We start from the raw sequence: 12,485 nt of genomic DNA, 5'->3' as shown, positions 1-12,485 counted from the left end.
AGACTTCCTCCACACCTACAACCACCACCGCTGCCACACCGCACTCGGCGGCCACCCACCGATCAGCCGTGTGAACAACGCTTCAGGTCAATACAACTAGGTCCTGTCCCAGGTCGCAGGCCGCTGCGGCGATGTCAGGGGAAGCGTCAGTTCCGCCCCTGACGGGTCTGGGCCGCCGGATGTCCTCGAACCAGAAGTAGGAACGAGACATCAGTTGCTTCCCCCGCTCTGAGACACCTATGAGGTGTCTGGAGAACCGTCCATCTTCGGCTCGTGGTGAAGATCGTTGCCGACGGGCAGGGTCGTCACGGCCTCTACCCGCGAGCAGGTCCTGTGCTGGAGCGCCCGCGCCATCCATGATCCCCAGTGGCCAAGCGGTCCACGATGCCCAACTGGCTCAAGGCTCCGAGGCAAGCCGGCGCGACCACCTCGATCCGGTGGCCGGCGGCTCGGTAGGCGCGGGGGGAGGCGCGCAAGTCGTTCGGGTCGGCGAGCGCCGACTCCGCCACGGCGTCGAAGCCCATCTCGCGCACGTGGGTTTCGACGGCGGCCTGCCAGCGGGCGGTGTCGGCCCGGACCAGGGCTCCGGCGGTACGGACGTCGGCCGCCAGGGCGTCGGGGTAGTGACGGTGAGCCGGCTCGTACAGGTCCCGGCCGACCCGCAGGGCGCCGCCCCGACGGTCCATCACCGCCTGTACAAGGTCGGCGGTCTGAGTCTTTCCCGCCCCAGGCTGTCCCGCGACGACGACTGGAACCGGCTGGCGCTGCGGGACGGCATCTTGCGCCGCGGCCGGGAGGATCACCCGGTGCAGTACGTCGAGGCTCTCCCGTTCGGACAGAACAGCCGACCCGGCGTCCCCTGCCACTGCACTCCTCCCCCAAGGACCTGTCGCAGCGAAAGGTCGCGCGGGCCGCTCCGGTGCCTTGCACCCCAACCGGCAAATGATCTCTACCGCAGGCAGTTCACGACCAGCACAAGCACCCGGAACAGCGTCACTGAGCCGGGATCGGCTGGGTGAGGTTCACCGGGTTGCCGTCGGGGTCCTGAATGTGGGCGACGCGCCGTCCCCACGGCATGTCGTTGGGGCCGCCGTGGACCGAGCCGCCCAGCGCCGTTACCCGGCCGAGCGTCTCATCGACGTCGTCGACACCGATGCTGAGCAAGATCCGCGATGCCTCCCGGTCCCCCGGGTTCGCCTTGGCCACCAGCCCGAGGTCGGTGTCGCCGATGCGCAAGCCGAGGTAGAAGACCGGGCCTTCCTCCGGCACCCGGAAGATCTCCTTGGCGCCGAACAATTTCGTATAGAAGCCGAGCAGAACGTCGTGGTCGGCAGTCAAGATCACTGGCTGGATGGTGGACATGGCACTCCTGTCGAGAACGGTCGTGTCGCTGGGTAGACCGTTCGAGGACGGTCAACTCATCGGCAAAACCGCCCTGCCAGACGATCCACACCACAGACTGCCGCCCACGACCAGCACGAGCACCCCGAAACGAGGTCACGCCACCCCCTGACCAGCGCTTCAAGATGGCGGAGCTTCATTGATCGCTCACTCGGCCTGCCCTGGCTGAGTCCCGGTGTCTTGGCTATCGCGCTGGGCCTTGCGTTGGAGGTCGGCCACGCGTTGGAGGGCCATCTTGAAGGAGGCGTACTCCCGCTTGCCCAGTGCCTTCGCGTGGCGTTCCTCGATCGCGCGCATGATGGAGGCGGCGGCCTCCATCTGGAGCAGGCCGCGTTCGGTGGGGTAGATCAGTTTGGCGCGGCGGTCTGCGGGGTCGGGTTTGCGTTCGACGTAGCCCAGGCGTTCGAGGTCGTCGATGAGGGAGCCGATGACCTGCTTGTGCTGTCCGGAGGTGCGGGCGAGTTCGCTGGCACGGATGCCGTCGGCACGCAGGTAGGCGAGGACGGCGCCGGCGCGTGGCTGGATGTCGTCGAAGCCCTGCTCGGCGAGTGCAGCGAACAGCTCGCGCTGAACGGAGAAGAGGACCCGGGCGGCGAGCACGCCGAGGTCTGACTTCGCGGCCTGGTGCCCGGTCAACGTCCCTCCCGTCTCGACGGTCGTCCGCCGCTGTGCTGTGTGACCTGCCGATTTTAGGCACCCGCCCGGTGGGCTCGGACATCGCTACACCGCCCGGGCAGCAGGCCCCGACCGGCGCTTGCACTGCGGGGGGTCGAGGCATAGGCTCAATTAGTCACTAATATTGACTATCAAGATTAGTGACCAATCGAGCTGTGGCTCAACCCCCAAAGGAGCGGAAGATGAGCGAGCACAGCAAGTTCCTGGAGTCGATCACCCGAGAGAACGCCGCCGTGGTGCTGGTCGACCACCAAGTGGGCCTTGTGTCCGGCCTCCGGGACATCCCGGTCGGCGAGCTCAAGCACAACGTGGTGGCGCTGGCGCGGGCAGCGACCGCATTGGGCATCCCTCTGGTCGTCACCACCACCGCAGCCGGCAGCATGTGGGGGCCGACCGTGCCCGAGCTGGTCGAGGCGCTGCCCGCAGGACAGAAGATCATCGACCGCAGCACGGTCAACGCCTGGCACGACGACCGGGTCCGCGAGGCCGTCGAGGCCACCGGGCGGCAGAAGCTGATCTTCGCCGGGGTGTCGCTCGAGGTGTGTGCGGCACTGCCCGCGATCTCCGCGACGGCCGCCGAGTACGACGCATACGTCGCCGTGGACGCCTCCGGCACCTTCAGCCAGGCCAAGCGGGAGGCCGGACTGCTGCGTATGCAGCAGGCAGGCGTCGTCGTCAGCGACTACGCCACCCTCATGGTCGAGGCTCTGGCCGACAACGCCGCCCCGGAGGCCGGCGCCGTCTACGCCGCCCTCGACATGCCGTTCGCCGTCCTGGTCGGCCAGATTTCCGCGGCCTACCGGGCCTAGAGGTCCGCCGTCCGTCGGCCTCGGCGCCTTCCCCCGTCGGGGGCGCGGTGGCCCGTGTCGACCGGAGACGCTGTCGAAACTCGTGAACAGTTCGAAGGATCTCCGCGGCACCAATGACGCCAAAACTCGCCTACTGGTGCTGTCGCATCTCGCATGGACAGCAGATGTTTGCCACTTTGGGAGGTACGAGAGTCCGGCGCTGTTCGATTGCCAGACGACTAGAAGATGTCGGCCGATCTGTCCTTCGTCAGGTTCTCGAGGATTGTGCGCATCCACGGGGTGTGAACGGCCGGTAGCCGGACCAAGGTGTGCTGGAACGTTCCCCGGTCGACCCGGAAAAGGTAGTTGGGGCGCGGCGGGAGCGGGTCGTCGCGGAGGACGTCTTGAGGTATGCCGCCCGACGCGGGAACCGGCAAGTACGGCTGGGGAGAGACTAGCCACAGCCACACCCCCAGCGGCAGGGGCACCGGGTATGCCGAAGCAGCCGGGCCGGCGGGGGCCCAGGTCTGACCCGTCTGGGGATGGACCGGTACGAGGAGGATGTCAACGCCCGCGTCGGGGGAGGGCTTTCCTGGCCCAGCCAGGAGGGCGCGCCGCGTTGGCGGGCCTGCGGGCAGCAGGGTGTCGAGCGCGCGTTGGAACACGTCCGCGGTCAGGCCGTTGGGGACCTCTACCGGCTGTCCTTTGGAGGCCACTAGCAGGTGGGCGAGCGCCTGGCCGGCTGCCGCCTCCCATCGCGGGCTCCACGACCAGTAGTGGCTCGAGCCAAACCGTCCTCCCCATGTGGCAATCGGCTCGAACGGGGGCGTGCTCTCCCCCCTCTCTGCCAGCTCCGCCCAGGAGAACGGCGCAGCGTGGACACCGTCGACGAGGACGCGGCGCACGGCGTCTGAGCTGAGCCGCGCTGCCTGCCAGAGCGAGCAGTCGTCGACCCTGGTTGCCACGGGCAGGTCGCACGCTTCGCAGGCCATGTTCGGCCCGTCGGCCCCATCGAGGCCACAGCAGGCACCGCCGCGCTTCTCGGGGATCAACCGGGCTCCGCGGATATCGCCGGGCGCGATGACAATCGCCCCGGGCGCGCTGTCGGACAGAGCGTGGACCGGCGCGAAGATGCCGCGCGCCTCCGCCTCGACCGGATCGATCTCGTCCCACATCCGCCACGGCCCTCCCCAGGGGTCAGGGGCCACGGCAAACGTCCCTGACTCCATGAGCACCGGAAGCTGGACCCCGTTCCCGTACTTCTGACGGGCGTGGGCCGGAAGGGATACCTGGGACAAGGCACGGTCAGCCCGTCATCGCACCGCGCACAAACGAAAACGAACAAAAGCCCCTCCGTGTGGGAAACAGGTGCATCGGCCGCAGGAGCTGGGCTTCGGGTCGGGCATGACCTGCTGGCGGCGCCTGGCCGATTGGAACGAGGCCGGGGTGTGGGACGAACTGCACCTGGTGCTTCTGAAAGTGCTGTGGTCGGCTAAGAAGCTGGCCTGGTCGCGGGCGGTGATCGACTCATCCCATGTGCGGGCGGCCCGGCAGGGCCCCAAAGCGGTCCCAGTCCGGCCGACCGCGCACGGCCGGGCAGCAAGCACCACATCCCCACCGACGGGCAGGGTATCCCGCTCGCGGTGTCGCTGACCGATCTACTGCGGAATCGACTGGGCGGAGGAAGACCCACGACGTCGCCCTGGTCGACGACAGCGGCCAGTTACAGGTCATTTCATTTGGTGTGATCTTGCGGCATGCTGTTCGCGTGTCGAGCGAGTTGGTCGAGCGAATGGTGCCGGACGGGTTGTGGGAGCTGTTTCAGCGGGTGGTGCCGCCGGCTCCGGTGCGACCGCAGGGCGGCGGCCGCAGACGGCACGGCGACCGGGAGGTGCTGGCGGCAATCGTGTTCGTCGCCACGTCAGGCTGCACATGGAACCAGCTTCCGCCCGGCTTTGGGGCATCGGGCGTGACCGCGTTCCGCCGGTTCACCGAGTGGTCGCAGGCTCGCGTGTGGGCCAAGCTGCACCGTCTGATCCTCGACGAACTCGGCAGCCGGGGTGAGCTGGACTGGTCGCGGTGCGCCATCGACTCGGTGAGCGTCCGGGCGGTCAAAGGGGGCCCCTGACCGGACGGAATCCGACCGACCGTGGCAAGAGCGGATCGAAAATCCACCTCATCGTCGATCGACGCGGCCTGCCCATCTCGCTGGGAATATCCGCCGCCAACACTCATGACAGCCAAGCCCTGCAGGTCCTCGTGCAAGGCATCCCGCCGATCCGCTCACGCCGCGGGCCGCGACGCCGACGCCCGGCCAAGCTGCACGCGGACAAGGGCTACGACTATCCCCACCTGCGGCGATGGTTACGCACGCGAGGCATCATCCCTCGCATTGCTCGCCGCGGCATCGAAAACTCCACACACCTGGGCCGACACCGCTGGGTCGTCGAACGCACCATCGCCTGGCTCACCGGGTGCCGACGCCTGCACCGTCGCTACGAGCGCAAGCCCGACCACTTCCTGGCCTTCACCGCGCTCGCAGCCACCCTCATCTGCTACCGCAGACTCCCCAAATGAAATGGCTTATTACTGGCCAAACGGCACATCACCGACGACGCGGCCGGCTACTAAACCTTGGCGACCTGGTCATCGACACCATTGCACGCCGCTGCACCCTCCACGACACGGAGATCTTCTTGCGGCCGAAGGAATTCGACCTCCTCGCCCTCCTCGCGCGGAACCCCGGCACCGCCGTCTCGCGAGAAACACTGATGGCACAGGTGTGGGACGAGAACTGGTTCGGCCCCACCAAGACCCTGGACGTCACCATGGCCGGCCTGCGCCGACGTCTCACCCAGGCCGCCGAGGAGTCCGCCCGCCCTTGCCGGTTGCCTCACATCACCACGCTCCGAGGGCATGGCTACCGCCTCGAGCGCTGCGGCTGGAGCGATGCGTCCAGGACGAAGAGTTGACTGGCCCTCGCCTGTTCGGGCAGTAGCGTCTGCATTCATTCGGCCGACGCCATCCGGTCAGCGACCGCCCCACGAGAGTCTGCGGACATGCCCAGGCTGCCGCAGGCGGCCCCGGCCGCATTGCGGTGTCCGCAGCTCGCCGGCATGTGCCGAGGAAGCGCGGTTCTCTGCGCCACCTCGGCCCACCGAGCCCGTCGGCCGGGTGGGCCGGCCGGGCGCTGTGCGGTCTGTCAGCCCGTGTCTGTCAGCCCATGTCCGTCAGGAGGGCGTTCAGTTCCTTCTCCTGCTGCGCAGGCGACATCGGCGGGTTCGAGTGATCGATGCCGAACGTCTTGAGCACCTTGTCCATCTGGGCGTCGATGGAGGTCCAGCCGGTCTGGTCCAGCGGCTGCAGCGAGGCCTGGTCGGCGTCCCACAGGTCACGCAGCGACTGGGCGGCCGCGTGCGCGCCGGTCGCGTTCCCCGAGCGTGCGTCCTTGAGCGAGGTGGAGGCGAGGGTCCGCAGCGCGCCCACCTTGGCGGGCGGGAACTTCTTCACCGCCTGGCCGGGAGCCATCTGGATGGCGGACGTGTTGTCGGTCTCCGGCGCCGGGCCGACGTGCGGCTGGCCGTGGGCCCAGACCAGCAGGCCCGCGGTGGCGACGGCCAGTAGTCCGAAGCCGGCAAGCGCGGTGCGCTCCTTGCGCGGGTTGCTGGTGGCCGGTGCGGCGTGGGTCGCCTCGTGGGTCTCGGTCACGTCCGAGCGCGTCACCGTCAGGTAGACCACCGTCGCCAGGATCAGGCCGAGGAAGATCAGGCTGGTGGTGAACGTGCCCAGCGCGAGACCGGTCGGGTCGCCCGGGTTCTCGGCGACCTTGGGGGAGGCGAGCCAGTCGCCGATGTTCGCGCCCAGCGGGCGGGTCAGGATGTAGGCGAGCCAGAAGGACAGCACCGGATTCGCGCCGAACCTCCACAGCGCCGTGATCGCCGCGATGAGGCCGAGCGGCAGCAGGACCGAGACTCCCGGGCTCCAGCCGGTGAGCTCCAGGGTCCAGTCGCCGGTCGCGGTGCCGAGCGCGAACGTGACGAGAACGGCGAGCCAGTAGAACGACTCACGCGGCAGCGTCGTGACCGAGTGGATGGAGAGGGTGCGCTCGCGCAGCCACCACACGCCGAAGACCACGGCGAGCAGGACCGAGAACACGGCGGAGCTGATCCACAGCGGCACGTTGAGCTGGTCGGTCAGGATGTCGGTGTACAAGGTGCCCGTGACGCTGACAACGACCACGGTCAGCCAGTAGGGGAACGGAACGTACCGCTTCAGCCACAGCTGGACGGCCAGGACCACCAGGAACACCGCGGTGAAGATCCAGGCCGTGTTCACCAGGCCGACGCCCAGCTTCATGTTGATCCAGTCGGCGAAGCTCTCACCGACGGTCGTGCACAGGACCTTGATCACCCAGAACCAGATGGTGATCTCGGGGACCTTGTTGAGCATGAGCCGCCCGCTGCGCGTGCGTGCTTCCGTTGTCGTTGTCATGCAGGGAGGTTTACGCGGAGAACCTGCACACAACCTGACTACGTGGTCGCACGAGCGGCCGGGAGCGTCACCTCGACGTGACCGCGGCCGTCCGCGATCGCGCGGACCTCCACACCGGCCGAGGCGGCGATGCGCCGGACCACCGGCAGCCCCAGCCCGTACCCGCCGCCGCCAGTCACACCCGCTTCGAAGACCCGGTCGACCTCCGCGGGATCGAACCCGGGGCCGTCGTCCAGGACATCGACCACGATTGCCTCACCCTGGATGCGCGCGGTGATCCACACACGTGACCGCGCATGCCGCAGGCCGTTCTCCAGCAGGGGCGACAGCAGCGACACGGCGACGTCGGCCGCCACGGCGACCTCGGCCTTCGCGGGAAAGGCGAGCTCGACCGCGCGGCCGGCGATCGCCTGCCGTGCGGCGGAGCGCAGATCGCACCGGGTCCCCTCGTCTGTCCGTGCGCGCGCGGCGCGCAGAATCGTGGTGATCGCCGTATCGAGGCGGTTGACCTCGCTCAGCACCGCCTCCGGCGGCACCGGCTCGCCGGACAGCTGCGCCAGCTGTGCCTCGGCCCGCAGGACCGTGAGCGGTGTCCGCAGTTCGTGGGCGATCTCATCGGTGAGCTGGCGCTCGTCCGCCAGCGCGTTGTCGACGCGCTCCAGGAGGTGGTCCAGGGTCCGCCCCAGTTCCCCGAACTCGTCGCGGGGGACCCCGAGGTTGAAGCGGCGCCCGGGTTCGTGATGGCCCCAGTCGTCGGCGAGGGCGGCCATCTCGTGCACGACCCGCATCGCGCGGCGCACCACGAGGTGTGCGACACCGCCGGCGAGGAGGATTGCGAGGCCGCCCAGTATCAGCGACAAGGTCAGGCTGTGCTGCTCGGATGTCTCGTAGGGCGTGAGGTCCACCCGGACGATCACCATGACGTGGTGGCCGTCGATCGGGACCTCCCGCGCGTACAGGAGGTAATCGCCGACCGACGCGGTCTGCGATCGCCCCGAGTCCGCCAGCTCCTCGACGCGATCGACCACGCTCGGCGGCACGTTCCCGTCGAGCAGGCGGCCGTCGGCATACACCCAGGCGACCTCGTCCAGCGCCTCGCTGCTGTTCTCCGTCAGTACGACACGGCCGCCTTTGGCGGTGACGTTCGCCGCGACCGCCTCGGCGCGAGTACGTGCCAGATCGTGCGCGTCGGCGTCCGTCACCCGGCTCAGCAGCACGTGCGATACCACGACCAGTATCGCCACCACGGCGGTGGCGATCAGCACGGTGAGTGCGACGACCCTGCTGCGGAATCCCGTCACTGCCATCGGTAGCCCACGCCGCGGATGGTCGCCAGACGCTCGGCCACACCCAGCGGACCGAGCTTGGCCCGCAGCCGGCGCACATAGGAGTCGAGGGTGTTGTCGCTGACCTGCGCTCCGTGCGGCCAGCCGGCAGCGATGAGGGCGTGGCGGCGAACCGCGTCGCCCTGCGAGGCGATCAGGCGGCCCAGCAGCCGGAACTCGGTCGGGGTCAGGCTCATGCTCACCGAATCGTAGGTCACCACGTGCTTCGCCGGATCGAGGACGACCTCGCGCGGTGCGGGCGCCACGGTGGCCCGGCGCAGCAGCGCTCGGACGCGGACCAGCAGTTCCGGGATGTCGAAGGGTTTGGTCATGTAGTCGTCGGCGCCGGCCTCGAAGCCGCCCACCTTGTGATGCAGGCCGTCCAAGGCGGTGAGCATCAACACCGGCGTGTCGACGCCGCGAGCCCGGAGGGCCAGGCAGACGTCGCGGCCGTCGGCGTCCGGGAGCCCGAGATCCAGGACGACCAGATGAGGCGCTGGTGCGAGCTGCCGCAGCAGGCTGTCGGCCGTGGCGGCGACGGAGACGGTGTGGCCGTCGTGCTCCAGGGCGCGCTTGAGGACGCCGCGGACCGCCGCGTCGTCTTCGCACACCATGATGAAAGCCACGTGCTGACCCTAGGTACTCTCGTCCCAGTTCTCCATCTGCCCTGGTCAGCCGCTTGGCGATAGCAGCCCGAAGCCACCTACGCGGTCCAGACGGCCTCGACCGCCCAGCGCGATCGCGAGAGCGGCACCTGGAAGATCGCTTCAGCGAGCGGCAAGGCCGACGGAGCAACAGTGATGTCGGGAGACCTCGTCTACCTGGTGAACCAGCTCGGCAGTACGTCCTACCTCGACGTGAACGGAGTCCCGGACCCGGCCTCTACCGGCGAACGCTACCGCGTCCACACGTCGGCGCAGCCGAACCGTAACGGCAACAGCGGCGAGTGGTTCCTCTTCGCCGAGACCTCCTCACCCGACGACGGCGCCATCCGTGCCGGCGACGTGGTGCACATCCTGAGCAACTGGAACAACACCCGGGGAGGCTGGCTGGACACCAGCGGAGGCGGCGCACCCGGCGGGAACGGGCTGCACACCGCCTTGGTCGGCCATTACTCCAACCGCGCGAACGGCTCCGGAGCCTGGCGCTTCGCGAATTAGGAATTGCGAATGATCGCTCCGTAGGAAACCGACAGCGAAGTCGTCCGTCGGGAGGCACCAGGACCACACCGCACGGAGGCACCACATGGCCGCAATCTGGGCCGGCATCGACGCAGGCAAGAGCCACCACCACTGCGTCGCGATCGACGAGAGCGGCCACCGGCTGCTATCCCGACGCGTCACCAACGACGAACCCGAACTTCTGGAACTCCTCGCTGACGTCTTGGCTTTGGGCGACGAGGTGACCTGGGGCATCGACCTGGCCGACGGCGGAGCCGCCCTGGCCATCGCCATCCTGCTCAATCACAACCAGCCGGTGCTCCACCTCTCCGGCCGGGCGATCCACCGCGCGTCCGAGGGCTACCGCGGCGAAGGAAAGACCGACGCCAAGGATGCAGCCATCATCGCCGACCAGGCACGCATCCGCCGTGACCTGCACCCCTTACGGGCTGGCGACGAGACCGTCATTGATCTCAAGATTCTCACCGGTCGGCGCATGGACCTGGTCGCCGACCGCACTCGCACCGTCAACCGGCTCCGCGCCCAACTCGGCGGCAGTTTCCCGGGCCTTGAGCGCGTGCTCGACCTGACCAACACCGGCCCGCTCACCTTGCTGACCGGCTACCAGACCCCGGCGGCCCTCCGCCGCATCGGCCGCAAGAGGCTGAAGGCCTGGCTGCGCAACCGACGTGTCCTGCGCGCCGACAAGCTCGCCGAGACGGCGCTCCAGACCGCCGAGCGGCAGCACACCAGCCTGCCCGGCGAGAAGCTGACCGCCCAGCTGGTGCACGCGCTGGCGAGGGAGGTGATGGACCTCAACCAGCAGGTCACCGAGCTCGACAAACTCATCGAGGCCCGGTTTCGCGAGCACCGCCACTTCGAAGTGATCACCAGCGTGCCCGGCCTGGGCATCATCCTCGGTGCCGAGTTCCTGGCCGCCACCGGCGGCGACATGGCTGTCTTCGGCACTTCCGACCGGCTCGCCGGCTTCGGGGGCGTCGCCCCGGCCCCACGGGACTCCGGCAAGGTCAGCGGCAACCTGCGACGCCCGCAGCGATACAGCCGCAGGCTCCAGCGTGTCTTCTATCCCTCGGCGATGTTCAGCATCCGCACGTGCGAGGATTCGCGCCGGTTTTACGACCGCAAGCGTGCTGAGGGCAAGCGCCATACCCAGGCCGTCCTCGCCCTCGCCCGCCGCCGCGTCAACGTCCTCTGGGCACTCCTACGCGACGGACGATGCTACGAGCCCGCGCCGCCTACCGCCCTCGCGGCTTGACAAACCGTATTAGGAATCGCTGCGACAGGTCAGTGGCTGTCCGCCCTCATCCAATCGAGGGGTTTGCTCAGCGAACCCAGTCGTTTCGGCTCTGTATCAGCGATACCGAGTCGCGCGGGCGATCGCACCGGGGACCGGGCCACCCTCAACCGGCTCTGTGGCAGGTTGGCGACCGGTCCGGAGCAGAGCCACCACAAGGCCGCCCGCTGTAAGCGCGGGTCACGCGGCGGGCGGCTTGCGGGCTTCGACCGCTACGACGCGGAAATGCGAGTTGCGGACTGAAAGGCCCGCCGGTCAGGCGGCCTCCTGGCGCTCGGGCGCCTTCCGCGTCTTCACCCCGCCGACGATGAGCGCCAGCCCCACGACGATGATGCCGAGGTAAGCGGTGGACGGAAGGTCGACGACCTTGTGCATCCAACCCCACTCCGTGCCGAAGAAGGTCCGCGAAGCGAAGCTGACGAGCCCCTGCGCTCCTACGACGTAGCCGATGCTTTCGACGGTGTATCCGATGGTTGTTCGCATGGATCAACCCTCTCGCGGCGGTGCCGCAAGATCGTCCTCAACAGGAACGAAAACACAGTAGGCCAAAGGATGCAGTCGCTTGCGGAGAGCACCGGCACAGCACCCCGCCGCGGCAGAGGAGTGGTCGAAACCAGATGGCTCGAGGATCACCCCCTACGCCCAGCGCATGGGCCGTCGACCTTCCAGACCAGCTTGCCTCCGCCGTGGCGCACCGTCCGAGGCGCCTTGGACATCCCTGAGCCCGCCGCTATTCGCCGACCCGGTACATCGGCACCTCGACTACCTGCCGGTGACCGCGGCCACCCGACCACACCGTGCGGCGCACGCGGCTGAGCGGCGCCAGCCATCCGGCCTCGATGCAGTGGTCCAGGTCGGATTTACCGATCACTCATGTGGCTGCATTGCCTCTGAGCAGGGGTGATGCGTGGCGGTCACGTGCGCGACGTTGTGTAGGAGTGAGGACTGGTGTCGTAGTGGAGCCCGCGGCGATGCCCTGCAGACGCCCCGGGTCTCTCCCAATCTAGGGCAGAAGTCCTGTGCCCAGCTCAGACCGCTGACTGCGTGTTGAGGCACAGTATCTGCGCGGACCAGGCCCCCGTCCCCGGCGTGAGCTGTGCGCCCTGGTCGAGCAGTTGTGGCCGGACTACCGGTCCTGGATGATCATGATCGAGGCGTCCCCGGCGCCCCGGACGCCGACGCGTAGTAACGCACGAAAGGCCGTCTGCGCCGGTGACGTCAGCCTCGACGACGCGCAGAACGCCATCATGACCGACTGGACGACCGCGCTCTCCAGCCTCGGCCTGAGCTGAGGGCCCACTCCGCCACAAGGGCCGGTGCCTTCCCCCGG

14 protein-coding genes and 3 pseudogenes are annotated in these 12,485 nt (G+C 68.5%); 8 read left to right on the top strand and 9 right to left on the bottom strand.

Annotated features, from left to right (window positions below):
- Window positions 1–100 (top strand): annotated as a pseudogene (locus ABZ624_RS37620) (IS481 family transposase); the annotation flags it as partial.
- A 214-nt stretch (window positions 101–314) separates the two neighbouring features.
- On the opposite strand, the gene ABZ624_RS37615 reads toward ABZ624_RS37620, so the two are convergent.
- The 3 genes from ABZ624_RS37615 to ABZ624_RS37605 all read right to left on the bottom strand — a co-directional run bounded on the left by ABZ624_RS37615 (window position 315) and on the right by ABZ624_RS37605 (window position 2,037).
- On the bottom strand, window positions 315–803 hold the full coding sequence (locus tag ABZ624_RS37615) for a zeta toxin family protein (RefSeq protein ID WP_360099241.1): 489 nt from the start codon (window positions 801–803) through the stop codon (window positions 315–317).
- A 190-nt stretch (window positions 804–993) separates the two neighbouring features.
- Window positions 994–1,362: a VOC family protein gene (locus tag ABZ624_RS37610; RefSeq protein ID WP_360099235.1), complete on the bottom strand. Its 369-nt coding sequence runs from the start codon at window positions 1,360–1,362 to the stop codon at window positions 994–996.
- Window positions 1,363–1,548: 186 nt separating this feature from the next.
- Window positions 1,549–2,037, bottom strand: a complete 489-nt coding sequence (locus ABZ624_RS37605) for a MarR family transcriptional regulator (protein WP_360099233.1) — start codon at window positions 2,035–2,037, stop codon at window positions 1,549–1,551.
- A gap of 221 nt (window positions 2,038–2,258) precedes the next feature.
- Here ABZ624_RS37605 and ABZ624_RS37600 point away from each other — a divergent pair, with 221 nt between their 5' ends.
- The gene (locus tag ABZ624_RS37600) at window positions 2,259–2,885 is read left to right on the top strand and encodes an isochorismatase family protein (RefSeq protein ID WP_360099231.1); all 627 of its coding nucleotides are present in this window, start codon (window positions 2,259–2,261) and stop codon (window positions 2,883–2,885) included.
- 218 nt (window positions 2,886–3,103) lie between these two features.
- Here ABZ624_RS37600 and ABZ624_RS37595 read toward each other — a convergent pair whose 3' ends face one another.
- Complete coding sequence (locus ABZ624_RS37595) at window positions 3,104–4,039, bottom strand: hypothetical protein (RefSeq protein WP_360099229.1); 936 nt, start codon at window positions 4,037–4,039, stop codon at window positions 3,104–3,106.
- A gap of 202 nt (window positions 4,040–4,241) precedes the next feature.
- Between ABZ624_RS37595 and ABZ624_RS37590 the strand changes: the two are divergent.
- From ABZ624_RS37590 to ABZ624_RS37580, 3 genes and pseudogenes are all read left to right on the top strand, one after another.
- Window positions 4,242–4,519, top strand: a pseudogene (locus ABZ624_RS37590) (IS5/IS1182 family transposase); the annotation flags it as partial.
- Between the two features lie 137 nt (window positions 4,520–4,656).
- Window positions 4,657–5,441, top strand: a protein-coding gene (locus ABZ624_RS37585; RefSeq protein WP_360099239.1) for an IS5 family transposase whose coding sequence is annotated in 2 segments (ribosomal slippage) — window positions 4,657–4,990 and window positions 4,990–5,441 — 786 coding nt in all. Because the reading frame shifts where the segments join, the coding sequence is not laid out codon by codon here.
- Window positions 5,442–5,491: 50 nt separating this feature from the next.
- Window positions 5,492–5,836 (top strand): annotated as a pseudogene (locus tag ABZ624_RS37580) (winged helix-turn-helix domain-containing protein); the annotation flags it as partial.
- A gap of 244 nt (window positions 5,837–6,080) precedes the next feature.
- Here ABZ624_RS37580 and ABZ624_RS37575 read toward each other — a convergent pair.
- Genes ABZ624_RS37575 through ABZ624_RS37565 form a run of 3 tightly spaced genes read right to left on the bottom strand, consistent with a single transcriptional unit; the run spans window position 6,081 to window position 9,306 of the window.
- Window positions 6,081–7,355 (bottom strand): hypothetical protein, encoded by a 1,275-nt coding sequence (locus ABZ624_RS37575; protein WP_360099227.1) that lies wholly within the window; start codon window positions 7,353–7,355, stop codon window positions 6,081–6,083.
- A gap of 38 nt (window positions 7,356–7,393) precedes the next feature.
- Window positions 7,394–8,662 (bottom strand): HAMP domain-containing sensor histidine kinase, encoded by a 1,269-nt coding sequence (locus ABZ624_RS37570; protein ID WP_360099225.1) that lies wholly within the window; start codon window positions 8,660–8,662, stop codon window positions 7,394–7,396.
- Window positions 8,653–9,306, bottom strand: a complete 654-nt coding sequence (locus tag ABZ624_RS37565; protein ID WP_360099223.1) for a response regulator transcription factor — start codon at window positions 9,304–9,306, stop codon at window positions 8,653–8,655. Before ABZ624_RS37565 ends, ABZ624_RS37570 begins: the two co-directional genes overlap by 10 nt.
- A 174-nt stretch (window positions 9,307–9,480) precedes the next feature.
- Between ABZ624_RS37565 and ABZ624_RS37560 the strand changes: the two genes are divergently transcribed.
- Together ABZ624_RS37560 and ABZ624_RS37555 are read left to right on the top strand one after the other, a co-directional pair.
- Entirely contained in the window at window positions 9,481–9,840 is a 360-nt protein-coding gene (locus ABZ624_RS37560) for a hypothetical protein (RefSeq protein ID WP_360099221.1), read from the top strand.
- Between the two features lie 85 nt (window positions 9,841–9,925).
- Window positions 9,926–11,116: an IS110 family transposase gene (locus ABZ624_RS37555; RefSeq protein ID WP_360099219.1), complete on the top strand. Its 1,191-nt coding sequence runs from the start codon at window positions 9,926–9,928 to the stop codon at window positions 11,114–11,116.
- Window positions 11,117–11,410: 294 nt separating this feature from the next.
- Here the strand turns inward: ABZ624_RS37555 and ABZ624_RS37550 are convergent, their stop codons facing one another.
- Window positions 11,411–11,638: a hypothetical protein gene (locus tag ABZ624_RS37550; RefSeq protein WP_360099217.1), complete on the bottom strand. Its 228-nt coding sequence runs from the start codon at window positions 11,636–11,638 to the stop codon at window positions 11,411–11,413.
- A gap of 247 nt (window positions 11,639–11,885) precedes the next feature.
- Window positions 11,886–12,026, bottom strand: a complete 141-nt coding sequence (locus ABZ624_RS37545) for a hypothetical protein (protein WP_360099215.1) — start codon at window positions 12,024–12,026, stop codon at window positions 11,886–11,888.
- 268 nt (window positions 12,027–12,294) lie between these two features.
- On the opposite strand from ABZ624_RS37545, the gene ABZ624_RS37540 reads away from it, so the two are divergent.
- Window positions 12,295–12,447, top strand: coding sequence for a hypothetical protein (locus tag ABZ624_RS37540; RefSeq protein WP_360099213.1), 153 nt, complete (start codon window positions 12,295–12,297; stop codon window positions 12,445–12,447).
- Window positions 12,448–12,485 lie beyond the last annotated feature (38 nt).

It is taken from the genome of Streptomyces sp. NPDC007205 (assembly GCF_040634095.1).
Taxonomy (GTDB): Bacteria; Actinomycetota; Actinomycetes; order Streptomycetales; family Streptomycetaceae; genus Streptomyces.
This window is presented reverse-complemented; position numbering and strand designations above follow the sequence as displayed.